Here is a 16,492-nt window from a genome sequence, read left to right as displayed (position 1 = left end):
GCGCTCAGAGGTCCAGCGTCTCGAGCGTGAGATTGTGGTTGGTATAGATGCAGATGTCGGCGGCGATGTGCAGCGCCTTCTCGACGATGTCCTTGGCGCCCAGCTCGGTGTTCTCCACCAGGGCGCGCGCGGCCGAGGCGGCGAAGCTGCCGCCGCTGCCGATGGCGATGACGCCATGCGGTTCCGGCTCCATGACGTCGCCGTTGCCGGAGATCATCAGCGAGGCCTCGCGGTCGGCGACGATCAGCAGCGCCTCGAGCTTGCGCAGGTAGCGGTCGGTACGCCAGTCCTTGGCCATCTCCACCGCGGCGCGGGTCAGCTGGCCGCCGTGTTTCTCGAGCTTGCCCTCGAAGCGCTCGAACAGCGTGAAGGCGTCGGCGGTGCCGCCGGCGAAACCGGCCATGACCTTGCCGCCGTAAAGGCGCCGCACCTTGCGGGCATTGCCCTTGACGCGCGTGTTGCCCATCGACACCTGGCCGTCGCCACCGAGCGCAACCTGGTTGCCGCGGCGTACGCAGAGGATCGTGGTTCCGTCGAATTGCTGCATCGCTTGCCCCATCTGGTAATGCACCGATGGTGGGGGCGCGGCAGGGGGGATTCAAGCCGCGACGCGGACGGCGTGATGCGGCGGCACAAAAGAAAAAGGCGCCTTGCGGCGCCTTTTTCACATCGTCAGCGCCTTGCGGCGCCGCGCGACAACAGCTTACTGCGCGGCCGGGGCCGGAGCAGCAGCCGGGGCAGCCTCAGCAGCCGGAGCGGCTTCGGCGGCCGGGGCGGCAGCGTCGGCAGCCGGGGCGGCGGCGGCGTCAGCAGCCTGCTGCTCGGCAACCGGGGCCGGGGCGGCTTCGGCGGCCGGGGCCGGGGCGGCTTCCGGAGCCGGGGCAGCTTCTTCCTTCTTGCAGGCGGCGAGGGCCAGGGCAGCGGCGAGGCCAGCGGCGATCAGAACGTTACGCATTTGAACAACTCCCAAGGGTTTGAAAAATCAAGTTAGCTAGCTAGCAATCGGATCTGGACCGAAATCAAGCCCGATCAAGGGCGAAATCATACGCATTTTTTTGCATCGCACAAGACCGAGGGGCGGCTCAGGGGTCTTTTTTGCCGCGCTTTGCACGGGGATGGGCCTGATCGTAGACCTGCGCCAGGCGTTTCCAGTCGAGGTGGGTGTAGATCTGGGTGGTGCTCAGGTTGGCATGTCCCAGCATCTCCTGGACCGCCCGCAGGTCGCCGCTGGACTCCAGGACGTGGGTGGCAAAGGAGTGCCGCAGGCGGTGCGGGTGCAGGTGGGTCTGCAGCCCGCTGCGCTGCGCCCAGAGCTTGAGCCGCTGGCCAATGGCGGCGCGCGACAGGCGCTGGCCGTTGCGCCCCACGAACAGGGCGGCCTCCCCCGGCGCCGCGACCGTGGGGCGCAGTTCCAGCCAGGCCGTCAGGGCGGTCCTGGCCTTGCCCCCGACCATGACGATGCGCTGGCGCCCGCCCTTGCCGTTGACCGTGACCTCGTTCTGGCCGCCGGCCAGCTGCCCCAGGTCCAGGCCGTGGACCTCCGACAGGCGCAGGCCGGTGGAATAGAGCAGCTCCACCAGGGCGTGGTCGCGCTGTTCCCAGTGGCCCTCCGCAGGCTGGTCCAGGGCCGCGGCCAGGGCCTCCTGCGAGATCACCACCGGCAGCTTGCGGCGCAGCTTGGGGCCGCGCACGGCGGTAGCCGGGTTGGCCTGCAGGCGGCCCTCGTGGACCTGGCGCTTGAAGAAACTGCGCAGGCTGGAGAGGTAGCGGTGCAGGGAGGCCGGCTCGATGCCGGCTCGATGGCGGGCGGCGATGAAGCCGCGCACCAGGTGCTGATCGACCTGCGCCAGCTGGCTGACCCGCGCCTGGGCGCAGTAGGCAGTGAAGGCCTCCAGGTCGCGCGCCGAGGCGGTCAGGGTATGCGGCGAGTAGCGCTTCTCGTGCCGCAGCCAGGACAGGAATTCCGCGATTTCGCCCTGGAACGGCGCCGGCGCGGGCTCGCCCATCAGATGCGGGCGCGCACCGCGGCGGAAACCAGCTCGGCGGTCATTTCCAGGAACAGCTTGCCCTGGCGCGGCTGGAAGCGCTCCGGGTCGACCGCGCCCAGCGCGATCATGCCCAGGTTCTTTTCCTTCTCCAGCGGGATGATCGCCGCCGAAGCGGGCAGCGCCTCGGCCTTGGGGAACAGCAGCCTGGCCTTGTCCGCGGCGACGGGGCCGCATTCGATCAGGCGGGTGCGGAAGAAATTCTCGAAACCGCGGGCGATCTTGCCCTCCGGCTCCAGCGAGGCCAGGCCGTCGATGTCGTGGCGCTTGTACTGGGTGCTGGACAGGCCGATGAAGGTTTCCTCGATGCCGAAGTCCTCGCGCATGCACTTGGCCAGGCCCGCCGCCACCGCCGCCAGCGAGGGCGCGCGCATCAGGGTGCGCGCCAGGCGCTGCACATTCTCGGCGCGCTTCTCGTTGTCGCGCGCCGCCACCAGCAGGCGCTCGAGCTTGTCCTCGAGGCGCTGGTTCTTGGCACGCAGCATGTCGACCTGTCGCTCGATCAGCGACACCGCCGAGCCGGCCTTGTGGCGCATCTCGATGGCTTCCAGCAGGTCCGGATGCCGGGTCAGGAAGTCGGGCTGCGCCTTGAGATAGGCCACCACCTCGCGCTCGTTGAGCTTGGGCGTTTCGGCCGCCTCTTTTTGCGCTTTCACTTCACCCATTCGATTTCCCCGGTAAACACCGTCTCGGCCGGCCCGGTCATGTAGACCGGCTGGCCTTCCCCTGCCCATTCGATCGTCAGCATACCGCCCCGCACCTCCACGTCCACCTTTTCGCCCAGGCGCTGCCACAGGCGGCCGGCCACCACCGCGGCGCAGGCGCCGCTGCCGCAGGCCAGGGTCTCGCCGGCACCGCGCTCGTAGACCCGCAGGCGCACGCGATCCGCCGCCTGGATCTGCAGGAAGCCGACGTTGACCTGCTCCGGGAAGGCCGGGGCGCGCTGCAGCCGCGGCCCCAGCTCGCCGACCGGGGCGGCATCCACGTCCGCCACTTCCAGCACGGCGTGGGGGTTGCCCATGTTGACGGCGCCGAACTCGAAGCCTTCGCCGTCCAGCACCAGGCGGTACAGCGGCGCGCGCCCGGCGGCGCCGGTGTAGGGGATCTGCGCCGGCAGCAGCCGCGGCACGCCCATGTTCACGCGCACCCGGCCGTCCGGCAGATGGACCAGTTCCAGGTCGCTGGTACGGGTGCGGACCTTGATGACGTCCTTGTCCGACAGCCCCTGCTCGCGGACGAAGCGCGCCAGGGCGCGCGAGCCGTTGCCGCACTGGCCGACCTCGGAACCGTCAGCATTGAAGATGCGGTAGTCGAAGTCGATGTCCGGCGCCGAGGGGGCCTCGATCACCAGCACCTGGTCGCAGCCGACGCCGAAGCGGCGATCGGTGAGGCGCTGCAGCAGGGCCGGGGTCGGCCGGAACGGCGCGCGCGTGGCGTCGATGACCACGAAGTCATTGCCGGCGCCGTGCATCTTGGTGAACGAGAGCTTCATCCCGGCATTCTACTGTCCCGCGCCGGGGGCAGGGCGTATGCTGTTGAACAACAGGGGAATATTGGTCAGGCAATGAGCAAGCGCAGGGATCACGGCGGTCACCGGGGGGCGGCGGCATGAGACATCTCTACCCCATCGTCACCACGCCGGACCTGGCCCGCTGCCGCAGCTTCTACGTCGATGCCCTGGGCGCCTCGGTGCTGTTCGAGCAGGACTGGTACCTGCACCTGTCGGTGGACGGCTGGGAGATCGGGTTCCTGCACCCCAGCCACCCGCGCCGCCTGCCGGTGTTCGCGCATACCGCGCTGACCCGGGGCCTGTGCCTGGCGCTGGAAGTGGAAGACGTGCGCGCCCTGCACGACCGCCTGGCCGCCAAGGGCGTCGACATCCTCGGGCGCATCGGCGAGCACCCGGGCGGCGAGCTGTCGTTCTCGGTGATGGACCCCGCCGGCACCGTGCTCAACGTGGTGCAGCTGCAGGGCGGCGGCGAGTTCTTCGCCTGAACTGAGGCAAAGCAGTCCGCAAATACACGCAAATGAACGCCAATGCCTCGGCATCCCGATTCGCGTTCATTTGCGTTCATTCGCGGACTTGAGATGCTTTCCGCCGTGACCGCGGGCCTTTGACGGACGCTACCTTCTCATCCATCCCAGGATCTTGCCCGCCAGTTCTTCACCCGCATCCTCCTGGATGAAGTGCCCGGCCGCCGCGATCGTTTCATGCGGCTGGCCCTGCGCTCCCGGCACCTGCTTCTGCAGCACGCGGTCGGCGCCGCGGCTGATCGCGTCGCGGCCGCCGAACACGGTCAGGAACGGCTTCTGCCACTGCCCCAGGGCCTCCCAGGCACGCCGGTTGGCCGGCGTCGCGGGGTCGCTGGGCGTGGTCGGCACCAGTGCCGGGAAGCAGCGTGCGGCGGTCTTGGACGCGGTGGTGGCGAAGGGCGCGTCGTAGGCCGCCAGCACCGCGGGCGGCAGCTTGCTGCTGCAGCCGGCGGCGACGATGCGGCCGATCGGGAACCAGGGCGAGTGCTGCGCGAAGCCGCGCCACAGCTTGAAGGCCGCCGGCGGCGCGCGATCGCCGGTGGGCAGGAAGCCGTTGGCGACGACGACGCGCGCGAAGCGCTCCGGCTGCTCCATGGCGATGCGCAGGCCCAGCAGCGCGCCCCAGTCCTGGCAGACCAGGGTGATATCGCGCAGGTCCAGCTTGACGATCCACTGCGTCAGCCATTCCACGTGGGCCTGGTAGCTGAACAGCTCCGGCTCCAGCGGCTTGTCCGACTTGCCGAAGCCGACCAGGTCGGGCGCCAGCGCGCGATAGCCGGCCTGGGCGAACAGCGGGATCATCTTGCGGTACAGGTAGGACCAGCTCGGCTCGCCGTGCAGCATCAGCACCGGCGGCGCGGCGGCGCTGCCCTCGTCGACGTAATGCATGCGCAGTCCGTCGTCGAGCAGCTGGTAGTGCGGTTTGAAGGGATAGCCCGGCAGGTCGGCGAAGCGGGCTTCCGGCGTGCGGAACACTTTCATGGGCGGCCAGCATAGCGGCTTTTGACCACCCCGAACCACCATGCTAGAAAGCCGCGATTCGATGAGAGGGAGTTCAACAAGTGAAAGTGCTCGGTGCTGACATCGGTTTCGGCTACACCAAGGCTACGGACGGCAAGCAGCACCAGATCTTCAAGTCCATCGTCGGCGAGGCCAACGAGTCGCAGTTCGGCGAGAGCCTGATGTCGGGCCAGCCGCTGTACCCGCGCCACCTGATCATCAACGGCCAGTCGGTGTTCGTCGGCGAACTGGCCGAGAGCCAGTCGCGCGGCCGCGGCTTCACCCTGGACCAGACCCAGTTCCTGACCCAGTACAAGAAGACCCTGGCGCTGGCCGCGCTGGCCCCCTTCGTCGACAGCGGCGACCCGATCCGCCTGGTGGCCGGCCTGCCGATCAGCTACTTCCGCAAGCACAAGGACGCGCTGACCACGATGCTGCAGAACCGCCACCCGATCACGGTGGTGAAGCCCGGCAGCGGCGAGCGCGAAGAGAAGGTGGTCTACATCGAGCGCGTGCGTGTGATCCCGCAGCCCTTCGGCTCGATGTTCAACCTGATGCTCAACGACGTCGGCAAGGCTGCCAGCCAGCGCTTCATCAGCGAGAAGATCGGCATCATCGACGTCGGCTTCCGCACCGCCGACTACACCATCAGCGACAAGACCCGCTATTCCGAGCGCGGCAGCCAGTCCAGCGACTCCGGCATCTCCACCGCCTACGCCGCGATCGCCAACGCACTGCTGGAGAAGAGCGGCATCAACGTCGAGCTGTACCGTCTCTACGAAGGCATCTCCAAGGGCAGCATCAAGATCAAGGGCAAGCGCTACGACCTCAACGCCGTCGCGCAGGCCGCCTTCACCCAGCTGGCCTCGCGCATCGCCCAGGAAGTGAACCGCCTCTGGGCCGACGACTGGGACATCGACGCCATCGTCATCACCGGCGGCGGCGGCGCCGCCCTGGCCCCGTACCTGACGTCGCTGCTGGAAGGCGAGGTGCTGCCGGTGCCGGCGGACCAGGATGCGCGGCTGAACAACGTGATGGGGTACTGGAAGTACGGGATGAATATCTGGGGCGCGTGACGGCGCCGGCGCCGTCAGGCGTAGAAAAGGCCCCTCCTGATGAGGGGCTTTTCGTCTCCCTTTCCCGCAGGCGGGAGAGGGTTGGGGTGAGGGTGGTGCGTCGGCGGTTACGCACATCGCAACCGTTTGAAAGTTCCCCCTCTCCCGCGAGGGGAGAGGGGGAAGCAAAGTCGCGAGCAAGCTCGCTCCTGCGATTCCAGCGGCAGTTTCTACGCCGCCCGCCTCGCCTTCGTTTCCGCCTCCAGCTCTTCGAGTGCCTCGCCCGTGTAGACGGCGAGATGCTGCATCGACGGCAAAATATCGCGGCACCCCGTGAACCCGATGTTGAACTGCCCGGCATAACTCACGCTGGTGATGTTCAGCGCCTGCCCGTCCGACAGCAGCGACACCGGGTACATCTGCTCCAGCCGCGCGCCGTTGAAGTACAGCGGCCGATCCGGCCCCGGCACGTTGGAGATGGTGAGATTGAACATCGGCCGCATGCGGCCGCCCAGGCCGGTCAGCATCTGCAGCACGTAGGGCGACATGTACAGCATCGTGTAGTTGTTGATGCCGGCCTTGGGCAGGCCCTGCAGATGCTCCTTTGCGGCCTGCGTGGAGGCGCGGATCGCGCGCAGGCGCTCCACCGGGTCGGCGATCTCGGTATGCAGGCTGGAGATGATGAAGGTGATGGCATTGCCCGAGTGCTCGTCATCCGCGGGGCGCACCGATACCGGCAGGCCGGCGGTGAGCGACTGCTCCGGCAACTGGTTGAGCTCGCCCAGGTAACGCCGCAATGCGGCGGCCGACAGGCCCAGGAAGACGTCGTTGACGGTGACGCCGGCAGCGCGGGCCACCTTCTTGATGCGGTCCAGCTCGTAATGCTGGGTGGCGAAACGGCGCTGCGCCGACACCGGCTTGTTGAGGATCGACACCGGCGCCTGGAACGGCAGCACCCAGTCCGGCGTCTCGTGCTTCACCGCCTCGCGGGCGATGTCGCCGAAGGCGCGCGACAGTTCCGGCAGCGACTCGCCCTGACGGCGCAGGCCGGCGCGCAGCTTGTCCCAGGGCGTGCGCCCCGCATCCGGACGCGGCGGGCGCGGGCCATCGCGGCCGGTGCCGACGCTCCAGGGCGGCGGCAGGTCGCGCGCGGCGGGGTCGAAGGACAGCATCTTGGTCAGCATGCGCATGCCGCCAACGCCGTCGACCAGCGAGTGATGCATCTTCACGTACAGCGCGAAGCGGTTGTTCTCCAGGCCCTCGATCAAATGGCATTCCCACAGCGGCCGGGTGAAATCCATCGGATGCGAATGCAGGCGCGAGATCAGCACGCCCAGTTCACGTTCGCCGCCGGGCTTGGGCAGCGCCGAGTGGCGGAAGTGGTAATCGATGTCGATGTCGTCGGTCTCGCTCCAGGTCGGGAAGATCGACTTGAGCCTGGCCGAGGTCAGCCTGAGGTTGAAGGGTGCGGCGAAGGCCCGCGTCTGGCGCAACTCCGCCACCATCTCGCCGACCCAGTTGTCCGGCGCATCCTCGGGCAGCGAATAGATCGACAGGTTGGCGACGTGCATCGGCGTGCGCGCACTGTCGACGAACAGCCAGGTCGCATCCAGCGGATTGAGGGTCTTCATGGGTCTCCTCGGGCCTTATGGCCTCGTTTTCGTGGGGGCATGAAACCACAGATTGGCGGCAGGGCCTACGCCACAGGCAGGACCCGCCTGTTTTGTGATTATTTGATCAGTAAAACGATTTTTATCGCTGCTATAAAACCCGTCGGTCCGGCCGCGGTGTTCCAGTACAAGGGTTTCGTCCTATACTTTGCCCCTGTTCTTAAACGCTCGTTTAGCAAAGACTGACGAGTCCAGAGGAGAAGCACATGAATACAGCGGTGTCCTACCTGCCCGGCATCAATGCCGCCGAAGCCGATATCAAGCGCGTCTTCGACCGCCAGCGGGCCACCGCGCTGCGGCTGCGCACTTCCACTGCGGAAGAGCGCATCGCCAAGATCAAGAAGCTGCGCGACACGCTGCTGGCGCGCTCCGAGGAATTCCACGAGGCCGGCTTCAAGGACTTCCGCAAGCCGCCGGTGGAAGTGGACCTGACGGAAATCATCACCGTGGTGGTGGAAGCCAACGACGCCATCCGCCACCTCAAGCGCTGGATGAAGCCCAAGAGCGTCATGCCGACGCCGCTGATGCTGGGCACGCAGGCTTACGTGCAGTACGAGCCCAAGGGCCGCAGCCTGATCATCTCGCCGTGGAATTACCCGGTGAACCTGACCTTCGGCCCGCTGGTGTCCGCGATCGCCGCCGGCTGCACCGCGATCCTGAAGCCCTCGGAAATGACGCCGCACCTGTCGGCGCTGATGGTGAAGATCACGCGCGAGCTGTTCTCCGAGGACGAAGTGGCGATCTTCGAAGGCGACGCCGCGATCTCCACCGCGCTGCTGGCCCTGCCCTTCGACCACATCTTCTTCACCGGCTCGCCGGCGATCGGCAAGGTGGTGATGGCCGCCGCCGCCAAGCACCTGACCTCGGTGACGCTGGAACTGGGCGGCAAGTCGCCGACCATCGTCGATGCCTCGGCCAACCTGAACCTGGCGGCCCGCAACATCCTCTGGGGCAAGTTCACCAACAACGGCCAGACCTGCATCGCGCCCGACCACATCTTCGTGCACGAGTCGGTCAAGGAACAGTTCATCGAGGAATGCCGCGCGGTCATCGCCAACTCCTACGGCAGCAGCGCGCAGGAGCAGATGAACAGCCCGTACCTGGCCCGCGTGGTCAACCAGCGCCACACCCAGCGCATCGCCGGCCTGCTCAGCGACGCGCAGCAGCGCGGTGCCCGCGTGCTCACCGGCGGCGCGGTCGACGAGGGCGCCTGCTTCGTCGCGCCGACGCTGCTCGACAACATCCCGGCCGACGCCAAGATCCAGAGCGAGGAAATCTTCGGGCCGCTGCTGCCGATCATTCCCTACCGCAACCTCGACGAAGTGATCCAGCAGATCAACGACCAGCCCAAGCCGCTGGCGCTGTACATCTGGAGCAAGACCGAGTCCAACATCAGCAAGGTGATGAAAAACACCAGCGCTGGCGGCACCTGCATCAACCACACCGTGGTGCAGTTCCTGCACGCCAACCTCCCTTTTGGCGGCGTCAACAACTCCGGCATCGGCAATGGCCACGGCCTCTACGGCTTCAAGGCCTTCTCGCACGAACGTGGCGTGGTGCGCACCCGCATCATGGGCGCCAAGCTGTTCTTCCCGCCCTACTCGCCGTTCACGCTCAAGATCATCGGCATGATGAAAAAGCTCGCGAAGATCCTCGCCTGACCGTAGCTGGACGTACCGTACGAGCCGGGCGCAAGCCCGGCTTTTTTGTGGGTGCTGGCATGCCTGCCACCCTTATCCAATGGACGCCTCGTAGGAGCGGCTGTTAGCCGCGAGCGAAGGTCATCATGGGAACCGGCCTTCGCGGCTGACAGCCGCTCCTGCAAAGGCATCACCGACCCGCTTTAAGGTCGAAAACTAACCGTTGTGGACGAGGCGCCCAGGGGCCTGGGGGTCTCCAATGGGACATGCCCGCAAGAGGCGCCGAGGAGAGGAACATGTCGATGATGCCCAAGCTGCTGCTGCGCGACCTGGCGCTCGTCGCCGCGACCGTGGCCCTGGTGGGCTGGAGCCACGTGCTGCAAACCGCCGCCAGCGCCCTGCACTGGCCGCTGGCAATCCTCGCCGGCGCCCTGGTCGCGGTCAGCGGCTACCTGGCCCACGAATGGGGCCACCTGCTGGGCGCACTGTCGCGCGGCAGCCGGGTGGAGCTGCCGCCGCAGCTGGCCGCGGTGTTCCTGTTCAAGTTCGACAGCGATCGCAACGACCGCCGCCAGTTCCTGGCCATGTCGATGGGCGGCTTCATCGCCTCGATCCTGGTGGTGGCGCTGCTGCTGGCGGTGCTGGACCTGCACTACTGGGCCGACCGCATCGCCCTGGGGCTGGTCGTCCTGGGCGTGGCCGCCACCTTCATCCTCGAGGTGCCTGGCGCCTGGAAGGTCTACAAGGGCGCCCCGCTGCCGCATGGCGCCGCCTTCGTCGGCGGCGATACGCAGGCATGAAGCGGCTGGCCGGCCTCCTGCTGGCCGCCGTGGCCTGCGCTGCGGTTGCCGGGCCGGCCGGCGTCACCATCGTCGATCCGGCGAGCCTGAGCTGGCGCAGCGAGCCGGCCGCGCCCGGCGCCGCGGTGGCCGTGGTCAGCGGCGACCCCAAGGCAGCAGGCCCCTACGTGATCCGGGCGCGCTTCACGCAGGGCGCGCGCTCGGCGCCGCACCGTCATCCCGACACGCGCACGATCACCGTGCTGCAGGGCCGCTACTTCTTCGCCACCGGCACGCGCTTCGACGAAGCCGCGCTGCGCGGCTACGGCCCCGGCACGCTGCTGCGGGTGCCGGGCGACACACCGCATTTCTCGGCGGCGCCGGAGGGCGAGGTGATCGTGCAGGAGAGCGGCGACGGGCCGACGGCGCTGGAGCGCGTGGCTCCCTAGAAATCGTCCTGCCGGCGAAAGCTGGACCAGCGGGATCCAGGCATTGCTCCGCCCCTTCAGGCCCGCTCACGAAAAAGCCCCGCCGAAGCGGGGCTTTTTCGTGACAGCTTGGCTCAGTCGGCACGATCCGAACGCTTGCGCTCGTGTTCCTTCAGGAACTTCTTGCGGATGCGGATGGAGGTCGGCGTCAGCTCGACCAGTTCGTCGTTGTTGATGAACTCCAGCGCCGGTTCCAGGGCGAACTTCACCGCCGGCACCAGGATGACGTTCTCGTCCGAACCCGAGGCGCGCATGTTGGTCAGCTTCTTGCCCTTGAGGGCATTGACCACCAGGTCGTTGTCGCGCGAGTGGATGCCGACGATCTGGCCTTCGTACACCTCGTCGCCCGGCTCGGCCATCATGCGGCCGCGCTCCTGCAGGTTGAACAGCGAGTAGGCCAGGCACTTGCCCATTTCGTTGGAGATCATCACGCCGTTGCGGCGCTGGCCGATGTCGCTGGCCTCGGCCTTGGGGCCGAAATGGTCGAAGTTGTGGAACAGCAGGCCGGTGCCCGAGGTCGTGGTCATGAACTGGGTCTGGAAGCCGATCAGGCCGCGCGACGGGATCATGTACTCGAGGCGAACGCGACCCTTGCCGTCGGGGATCATGTTCTGCATCTTGCCGCCGCGCTCGGCCAGGCCCTGGATGACGCTGCCCTGGTTCTGCTCCTCGACGTCGGCGATCAGGGTTTCGTAGGGCTCGCACAGCTGCCCGTCGATCTCCTTCAGGATCACCTGCGGACGCGATACGGCGATCTCGTAGCCTTCGCGGCGCATGTTCTCGAGCAGGATGCCCAGGTGCAGCAGGCCGCGGCCGGAGACGCGGAACTGGTCACCGGTGGACATCGGCTCGACGCGCAGCGCGACGTTGGTCTTGAGCTCGCGCTGCAGGCGGTCGCCGATCTGGCGGCTGGTGACGAACTTGCCTTCCTTGCCCGCGAACGGCGACTTGTTGACCTCGAAGATCATGCTCATGGTCGGTTCGTCGACCTGCAGCGTCGGCAGCTTCTCCGGCGACTTCGGATCGCAGACGGTCTCGGAGATGCCCAGGTCCTCGATGCCGGTGATGGCGATGATGTCGCCGGCCTCGGCCTCGGGCACTTCATGCTTGTCCAGGCCCATGAAGCCCAGCACCTGCAGCACGCGGCCGCTGCGGGTACCGCCGTCGCGGTCGATGACCGTCACCGGCATGTTGGTGCGGACCTTGCCGCGCTTGACGCGGCCGGTGCCGATCACGCCGACATAGGTGGAGTAGGCCAGCGAGGTGATCTGCATCTGGAAGGGCTCTTCCGGATGGACGTCCGGCACCGGCACCTGGTCCACGATCATCTGGAACATGGGGTCCATGTTGCCTTCGCGGATGTCCGGGTTGTCGCCGGCGTAGCCGTGCAGCGCCGAGGCGTAGATCACCGGGAAGTCGAGCTGCTTGTCGGTGGCGCCGAGGCGGTCGAACAGGTCGAACACCTGGTCCATGACCCAGTGCGCACGCGCGCCGGGACGGTCGATCTTGTTGACCACCAGGATGGGGTTGAGGCCCATGTTGAAGGCCTTCTGAGTGACGAAACGGGTCTGCGGCATGGGGCCGTCGGCCGCGTCGACCAGCAGGCACACGCAATCGACCATCGACAGCACGCGCTCGACCTCACCGCCGAAGTCGGCGTGGCCCGGGGTGTCGACGATGTTGATGCGGTAGTCGATGCCGGTGCGCTTGTCGAGCCAGCGGATCGCCGTGTTCTTGGCCAGGATCGTGATGCCGCGCTCGCGCTCCAGGTCGTTGGAGTCCATCACGCGCTCGCCGAGCTGCTCGCGGGCATCCAGGGTCTGCGACTGGCGCAGGAGCTTGTCGACGAGCGTGGTCTTGCCGTGGTCGACGTGGGCGATGATGGCGATGTTGCGGAGATTCTGGATACTCACGGGGGAAATGTCCGATTGCTGCAGTGCGCAAAAAAGGTCGCGAATTATACGCGAGTAGCCGTGACGCTGCATGGACGGGCTTTTTGAGACATTTGTCGGCCCCCGGGCGCCTTTGGCCTGTCCGGAGCGTCCGGGGCCGCGAAACCTGGCTATTTTGCGACCATGCCCGGCCCCGCCGCGGCGCGGAGCCGCCCATGAAAGCCACCCCTGTCACCCTCGCCCCCTACCGCCGGCTGGCGCGCTGGCTGCCGTTCCGGCAGTTGGACGCGCAGCTTTCGGCCCTGGTGATTGCGGCCGGCCTGCTGCCCCTGCTAGCCCTGCTGACCGGTGTGCTGGTGCCGGGGGCACCCCGGGCGACCCTGGTGCTGCTGGGCGTGCTGGCCGGCTCGGGCCTGGCGCTGTGGGGCATCCAGCAGCTGATGGCGCCGCTGCGCATGGCCCAGGCGGCCCTGCGGCTGCGCGCCGTCGAGGGCCGGGTGCAGCCCCTGCCGACCGACCTGCGGGGCGAAATGGGCGAGCTGCTGCGGCATTTGCGTGGAGCGCTGGAGGCCGAGGCCGCGCAGGGTCAGACCCTGCAGGCCCTGAGCCTGGACGACTCCCTGAGCGGCCTGCCCAACCGGCGCTTCGCCGGCGAATACCTGCGCCTGGCCGTGCACGCCGCGGAGCGCACCGGCGCGCGCCTGACGGTGGCCCTGATCGACCCTGCGCACATCGCCAGGCGCAACGAGGAAGGCGGCATGGAAGCCGGCGACCGCGCGATCCGCGAGGTCGGCGACTTCCTGCGCCAGTGGCTCAAGCGCAAGAGCGACTGGGTCGGCCGCTGGCAGGAGGACCAGTTCATCGCGGTGATGTTCTGCGAGCACAACCACGCGATCGAGTACCTGGAGAACCTCAAGCGCGAGTTCGCGCGCCGCATGCAGAACATCGAGGGCGGCCCGCTGAAGATCAACGTCGGCCTGGCGGAACTGCGCAAGCACGAGAACCTGAAGGAATTCGACGCGCGGCTGGAGACCGAGCTGCGGCTGGAGAAGTGCATGGAAGCGCGGCAGCCGCCGGCCGAGCCTTCGGCGAAGGTGTACAGCCTGTCCGGGTCCGCGACGCGTCGGGATTACTGAATCGGTCCCCTCTCCCGCTTGCGGGAGAGGGGACCGAACCACGGAATCAGGCGACGCTCACCGCCGCCACCGCGCGCCGCGCCTTGGCGCGAGCCTCCTCGATGGTCTCGCCCAGCGCCAGCGCCACGCCCATGCGCCGCTTGCCGGCGATCTCGGGCTTGCCGAACAGGCGGAACTGCGTGTCGGGCTCGACCAGGGCTGCCGCCACGCCGCTGAAGGCAGGCGCCGGGCGGTCGCCTTCCAGCAGCAGGGCGCAGGAAGCCGAGGGGCCGCGGCCGCGGATGTTGGGCACCGGCAGGCCCAGGATCGCGCGCAGGTGCAGCGCGAACTCGGACAGGTCCTGCGAGATCAGGGTCACCAGGCCGGTGTCGTGCGGCCGCGGCGAAACCTCGGAGAAGATCACCTCGTCGCCGCGCACGAACAGCTCCACCCCGAACAGCCCGCGCCCGCCCAGGGCCGCGGTGATCTGCTCCGCCATCGCCTCGGCCTTGCGCAGTGCGACCGGCGACATCGGGTGCGGCTGCCAGGACTCGCGGTAGTCGCCGTCGATCTGCAGGTGGCCGATCGGCGCGCAGTAGGACGTCCGGATGGCCACGGAGCCGTCGCCGGCGACATGGCGCACGGTCAGCAGGGTGATTTCGTAGTCGAAGTCGATGAAACCCTCGACGATCACGCGGCCGGCGCCGGCACGGCCACCGGCCTGGGCGTAGTCCCAGGCCTTCTGGATATCGGCCTCGGTCCTGACCACGCTCTGGCCCTTGCCGGAGGACGACATCACCGGCTTGATCACGCAGGGCATGCCCAGGGCGCGCACCGCGGCCTCGTAGTCCTCGTAGCGGTCGGCGAAGCGGTAGGGCGAGGTCGCCAGGCCCAGCTCCTCGGCGGCCAGGCGGCGGATGCCCTCGCGGTCCATGGTCAGGCGCGCCGCGCGGGCGGTGGGGATCACGTGATGACCTTCGGCCTCCAGCTCCAGCAGCGTCGGCGTATGGATGGCCTCGATCTCCGGCACGATGAAGTGCGGCTTTTCCAGCTCGATCACGCGGCGCAGCTCGGCGCCGTCGAGCATGCGGATGACGTGGCTGCGGTGCGCCACCTGCATCGCCGGGGCATTGGCATAGCGGTCCACCGCGATGACCTCCACGCCCAGGCGCTGCGCCTCGATCGCGACTTCCTTGCCCAGCTCTCCCGAACCGAGCAGCAGCAGGCGGGTGGCGTTGTGGGACAGCGGCGTTCCGAGGGTGGTCATGTTCTGGCGTGCGCTTGATCGGGGAGTAGACTAGGAAAACATTATCGGAGAACTCATGGCCCGCCGCACCAAGATCGTCGCCACCCTCGGCCCCGCCACCGACCATCCAGGGGTGCTCAAGCGCCTGCTGGCCGCGGGGGTCGACGTGGTCCGGCTCAATTTCTCGCACGGCAAGCAGGAAGACCATGCGCGGCGGGCGCAGGCGGTACGCGAGACGGCGGCGGAACTGGGCGTGGACGTGGGTGTCCTGGCCGATCTGCAGGGCCCCAAGATCCGCATCGAGTCCTTTGCCGCCGGCCCGGTGGAACTGGTCGAGGGCCAGCAGTTTGCGCTGGACACGGCGCTGGGCTCCGAGGCCGGCGACGCCAGCGTGGTCGGCTGCGCCTATGCCGACCTGCCGCGCGACGTGGCCCCCGGCGACACCCTGCTGCTCAACGACGGCGCCATTTCGCTGCGCGTGGACGCGGTCGGCGCCACGCGCATCGACAGCACCGTGCTGCTCGGCGGCACGCTGTCCAACCGCAAGGGCATCAACAAGCAGGGCGGCGGCCTGTCGGCCGAAGCCCTGACCGACAAGGACCGTTCCGACCTGCGCTATGCCGTGGGCATCGGCGTGGACTTCATCGCCGTGTCGTTCCCGCGCTCGGCGCAGGACATGCTGCAGGCACGCGAGCTGGTCAAGGAAGCCGGCGGCGATTGCCTGCTGGTGGCCAAGATCGAACGCGCCGAGGCCCTGCCGGAACTAGTGGAGCTGGTGGCGGCCTCCGACGTGGTGATGGTGGCGCGCGGCGACCTGGGCGTGGAGATCGGCGATGCCGAGCTGCCGGGCTGGCAGAAGCGCATCATCCGCGAGGCGCGCGAGCAGAACCGCATGGTGATCACCGCCACGCAGATGATGGAGTCGATGATCACCAGCCCGGTGCCGACCCGCGCCGAGGTGCTGGACGTGGCCAACGCGGTCATGGACGGCACCGACGCGGTGATGCTCTCCGCCGAGACCGCCAGCGGCAAGTACCCGGTGAAGGTGGTGGAGGCGATGTCGCGCGTCTGCATCGGCGCCGAGGGCGCCATGCCCAACCGCCCCAACCGCTTCCGCCGCCCCTTCGACGCGCATTTCGAGCGCACCGACGAGGCCATCGCCATGGCCACGGCCTGGACCGCGCGCAACATGCGCGCCGATGCCATCCTGTCGCTGACCGAGTCCGGCTCCACCGCGCTGATGATGTCGCGCAGCGAGCTGGCGATCCCGATCTATGCCCTGACCCGCCACGAGAAGACGCGCCGCCGCATGGCGATGTGCCGCGGCGTGTACCCGGTGGACTTCAATCCGACCCAGCTCGACACGCTGGCGCCGCTGAAGGAAGCCATCGCGCACATGGAACAGCGCGGCAATGTAACAAAGGGCCAGCGCGTCATCATGACCAAGGGCGATTTCACCGGCCCCGGGGGCACCAACGCGATGAAGATCATCACGGTGGGAGAGTTCTAGAGCGGCAGCGGAGGGCACA

16 protein-coding genes are annotated in these 16,492 nt (G+C 67.9%); 7 read left to right on the top strand and 9 right to left on the bottom strand.

What is annotated here, in order from left to right; translation table 11 throughout:
* Positions 1-4: 4 nt before the first annotated feature.
* From hslV to dapF, 5 genes are all read right to left on the bottom strand, one after another.
* Positions 5-547: an ATP-dependent protease subunit HslV gene (gene hslV, locus D0B54_RS01315; protein ID WP_117288463.1), complete on the bottom strand. Its 543-nt coding sequence runs from the start codon at positions 545-547 to the stop codon at positions 5-7.
* A 156-nt stretch (positions 548-703) separates the two neighbouring features.
* Positions 704-955, bottom strand: a complete 252-nt coding sequence (locus D0B54_RS01310; protein ID WP_117288461.1) for a hypothetical protein — start codon at positions 953-955, stop codon at positions 704-706.
* 127 nt (positions 956-1,082) lie between these two features.
* A complete protein-coding gene (gene xerC, locus D0B54_RS01305) occupies positions 1,083-2,006 on the bottom strand; it encodes a tyrosine recombinase XerC (RefSeq protein ID WP_117288459.1) in 924 nt (307 codons plus the stop codon).
* A complete protein-coding gene (locus tag D0B54_RS01300) occupies positions 2,006-2,710 on the bottom strand; it encodes a DUF484 family protein (protein ID WP_117288456.1) in 705 nt (234 codons plus the stop codon). The genes xerC and D0B54_RS01300 overlap by 1 nt, the downstream gene beginning before the upstream one ends.
* Positions 2,698-3,537 carry a diaminopimelate epimerase gene (gene dapF, locus D0B54_RS01295; RefSeq protein WP_117288454.1) on the bottom strand — a complete coding sequence of 280 codons (840 nt, stop codon included), beginning with the start codon at positions 3,535-3,537 and terminating at the stop codon, positions 2,698-2,700. The genes D0B54_RS01300 and dapF overlap by 13 nt, the downstream gene beginning before the upstream one ends.
* Before the next feature lie 116 nt (positions 3,538-3,653).
* Between dapF and D0B54_RS01290 the strand changes: the two genes are divergently transcribed.
* Complete coding sequence (locus D0B54_RS01290) at positions 3,654-4,040, top strand: VOC family protein (RefSeq protein WP_117288452.1); 387 nt, start codon at positions 3,654-3,656, stop codon at positions 4,038-4,040.
* Positions 4,041-4,169: 129 nt separating this feature from the next.
* On the opposite strand, the gene D0B54_RS01285 is transcribed toward D0B54_RS01290, so the two are convergent.
* Positions 4,170-5,060, bottom strand: a complete 891-nt coding sequence (locus D0B54_RS01285; RefSeq protein ID WP_117288450.1) for a haloalkane dehalogenase — start codon at positions 5,058-5,060, stop codon at positions 4,170-4,172.
* A gap of 80 nt (positions 5,061-5,140) precedes the next feature.
* On the opposite strand from D0B54_RS01285, the gene D0B54_RS01280 reads away from it, so the two are divergent.
* Positions 5,141-6,154: a ParM/StbA family protein gene (locus D0B54_RS01280; protein ID WP_117288448.1), complete on the top strand. Its 1,014-nt coding sequence runs from the start codon at positions 5,141-5,143 to the stop codon at positions 6,152-6,154.
* Positions 6,155-6,363: 209 nt separating this feature from the next.
* Here D0B54_RS01280 and D0B54_RS01275 read toward each other — a convergent pair whose 3' ends face one another.
* On the bottom strand, positions 6,364-7,764 hold the full coding sequence (locus tag D0B54_RS01275) for a WS/DGAT/MGAT family O-acyltransferase (RefSeq protein WP_117288446.1): 1,401 nt from the start codon (positions 7,762-7,764) through the stop codon (positions 6,364-6,366).
* A 245-nt stretch (positions 7,765-8,009) separates the two neighbouring features.
* Between D0B54_RS01275 and D0B54_RS01270 the strand changes: the two genes are divergently transcribed.
* The 3 genes from D0B54_RS01270 to D0B54_RS01260 all read left to right on the top strand — a co-directional run bounded on the left by D0B54_RS01270 (position 8,010) and on the right by D0B54_RS01260 (position 10,671).
* Positions 8,010-9,464, top strand: a complete 1,455-nt coding sequence (locus tag D0B54_RS01270; protein WP_117288444.1) for an aldehyde dehydrogenase family protein — start codon at positions 8,010-8,012, stop codon at positions 9,462-9,464.
* 275 nt (positions 9,465-9,739) lie between these two features.
* Positions 9,740-10,243: a hypothetical protein gene (locus D0B54_RS01265; RefSeq protein WP_117288442.1), complete on the top strand. Its 504-nt coding sequence runs from the start codon at positions 9,740-9,742 to the stop codon at positions 10,241-10,243.
* Entirely contained in the window at positions 10,240-10,671 is a 432-nt protein-coding gene (locus tag D0B54_RS01260) for a cupin domain-containing protein (protein ID WP_117288440.1), read from the top strand. The genes D0B54_RS01265 and D0B54_RS01260 overlap by 4 nt, the downstream gene beginning before the upstream one ends.
* Positions 10,672-10,784: 113 nt before the next feature.
* On the opposite strand, the gene typA is transcribed toward D0B54_RS01260, so the two are convergent.
* Positions 10,785-12,623: a translational GTPase TypA gene (gene typA, locus D0B54_RS01255; RefSeq protein WP_240433522.1), complete on the bottom strand. Its 1,839-nt coding sequence runs from the start codon at positions 12,621-12,623 to the stop codon at positions 10,785-10,787.
* A gap of 194 nt (positions 12,624-12,817) precedes the next feature.
* Between typA and D0B54_RS01250 the strand changes: the two genes are divergently transcribed.
* Positions 12,818-13,738, top strand: a complete 921-nt coding sequence (locus tag D0B54_RS01250; RefSeq protein WP_117288436.1) for a GGDEF domain-containing protein — start codon at positions 12,818-12,820, stop codon at positions 13,736-13,738.
* Between the two features lie 46 nt (positions 13,739-13,784).
* On the opposite strand, the gene purT is transcribed toward D0B54_RS01250, so the two are convergent.
* On the bottom strand, positions 13,785-14,984 hold the full coding sequence (gene purT / locus D0B54_RS01245) for a formate-dependent phosphoribosylglycinamide formyltransferase (RefSeq protein ID WP_117288434.1): 1,200 nt from the start codon (positions 14,982-14,984) through the stop codon (positions 13,785-13,787).
* A 55-nt stretch (positions 14,985-15,039) separates the two neighbouring features.
* Between purT and pyk the strand changes: the two genes are divergently transcribed.
* A complete protein-coding gene (gene pyk / locus D0B54_RS01240) occupies positions 15,040-16,473 on the top strand; it encodes a pyruvate kinase (RefSeq protein ID WP_117288432.1) in 1,434 nt (477 codons plus the stop codon).
* Positions 16,474-16,492: the final 19 nt, after the last annotated feature.

Source organism: Solimonas sp. K1W22B-7 (assembly GCF_003428335.1).
GTDB lineage: Bacteria > Pseudomonadota > Gammaproteobacteria > Nevskiales > Nevskiaceae > Solimonas_A.
This window is presented reverse-complemented; position numbering and strand designations above follow the sequence as displayed.

What these genes read in the sequence shown, in the direction of transcription:
- purT (WP_117288434.1), bottom strand. Translation starts at nt 14,984, where the DNA reads ATGACCACCCTCGGAACGCCGCTGTCCCACAACGCCACCCGCCTGCTG.
- D0B54_RS01285 (WP_117288450.1), bottom strand. Translation starts at nt 5,060, where the DNA reads ATGAAAGTGTTCCGCACGCCGGAAGCCCGCTTCGCCGACCTGCCGGGC.
- D0B54_RS01300 (WP_117288456.1), bottom strand. Translation starts at nt 2,710, where the DNA reads ATGGGTGAAGTGAAAGCGCAAAAAGAGGCGGCCGAAACGCCCAAGCTC.
- D0B54_RS01250 (WP_117288436.1), top strand. Translation starts at nt 12,818, where the DNA reads ATGAAAGCCACCCCTGTCACCCTCGCCCCCTACCGCCGGCTGGCGCGC.
- pyk (WP_117288432.1), top strand. Translation starts at nt 15,040, where the DNA reads ATGGCCCGCCGCACCAAGATCGTCGCCACCCTCGGCCCCGCCACCGAC.
- D0B54_RS01260 (WP_117288440.1), top strand. Translation starts at nt 10,240, where the DNA reads ATGAAGCGGCTGGCCGGCCTCCTGCTGGCCGCCGTGGCCTGCGCTGCG.
- xerC (WP_117288459.1), bottom strand. Translation starts at nt 2,006, where the DNA reads ATGGGCGAGCCCGCGCCGGCGCCGTTCCAGGGCGAAATCGCGGAATTC.
- hslV (WP_117288463.1), bottom strand. Translation starts at nt 547, where the DNA reads ATGCAGCAATTCGACGGAACCACGATCCTCTGCGTACGCCGCGGCAAC.
- dapF (WP_117288454.1), bottom strand. Translation starts at nt 3,537, where the DNA reads ATGAAGCTCTCGTTCACCAAGATGCACGGCGCCGGCAATGACTTCGTG.
- D0B54_RS01270 (WP_117288444.1), top strand. Translation starts at nt 8,010, where the DNA reads ATGAATACAGCGGTGTCCTACCTGCCCGGCATCAATGCCGCCGAAGCC.
- D0B54_RS01310 (WP_117288461.1), bottom strand. Translation starts at nt 955, where the DNA reads ATGCGTAACGTTCTGATCGCCGCTGGCCTCGCCGCTGCCCTGGCCCTC.
- D0B54_RS01290 (WP_117288452.1), top strand. Translation starts at nt 3,654, where the DNA reads ATGAGACATCTCTACCCCATCGTCACCACGCCGGACCTGGCCCGCTGC.
- D0B54_RS01275 (WP_117288446.1), bottom strand. Translation starts at nt 7,764, where the DNA reads ATGAAGACCCTCAATCCGCTGGATGCGACCTGGCTGTTCGTCGACAGT.
- D0B54_RS01265 (WP_117288442.1), top strand. Translation starts at nt 9,740, where the DNA reads ATGTCGATGATGCCCAAGCTGCTGCTGCGCGACCTGGCGCTCGTCGCC.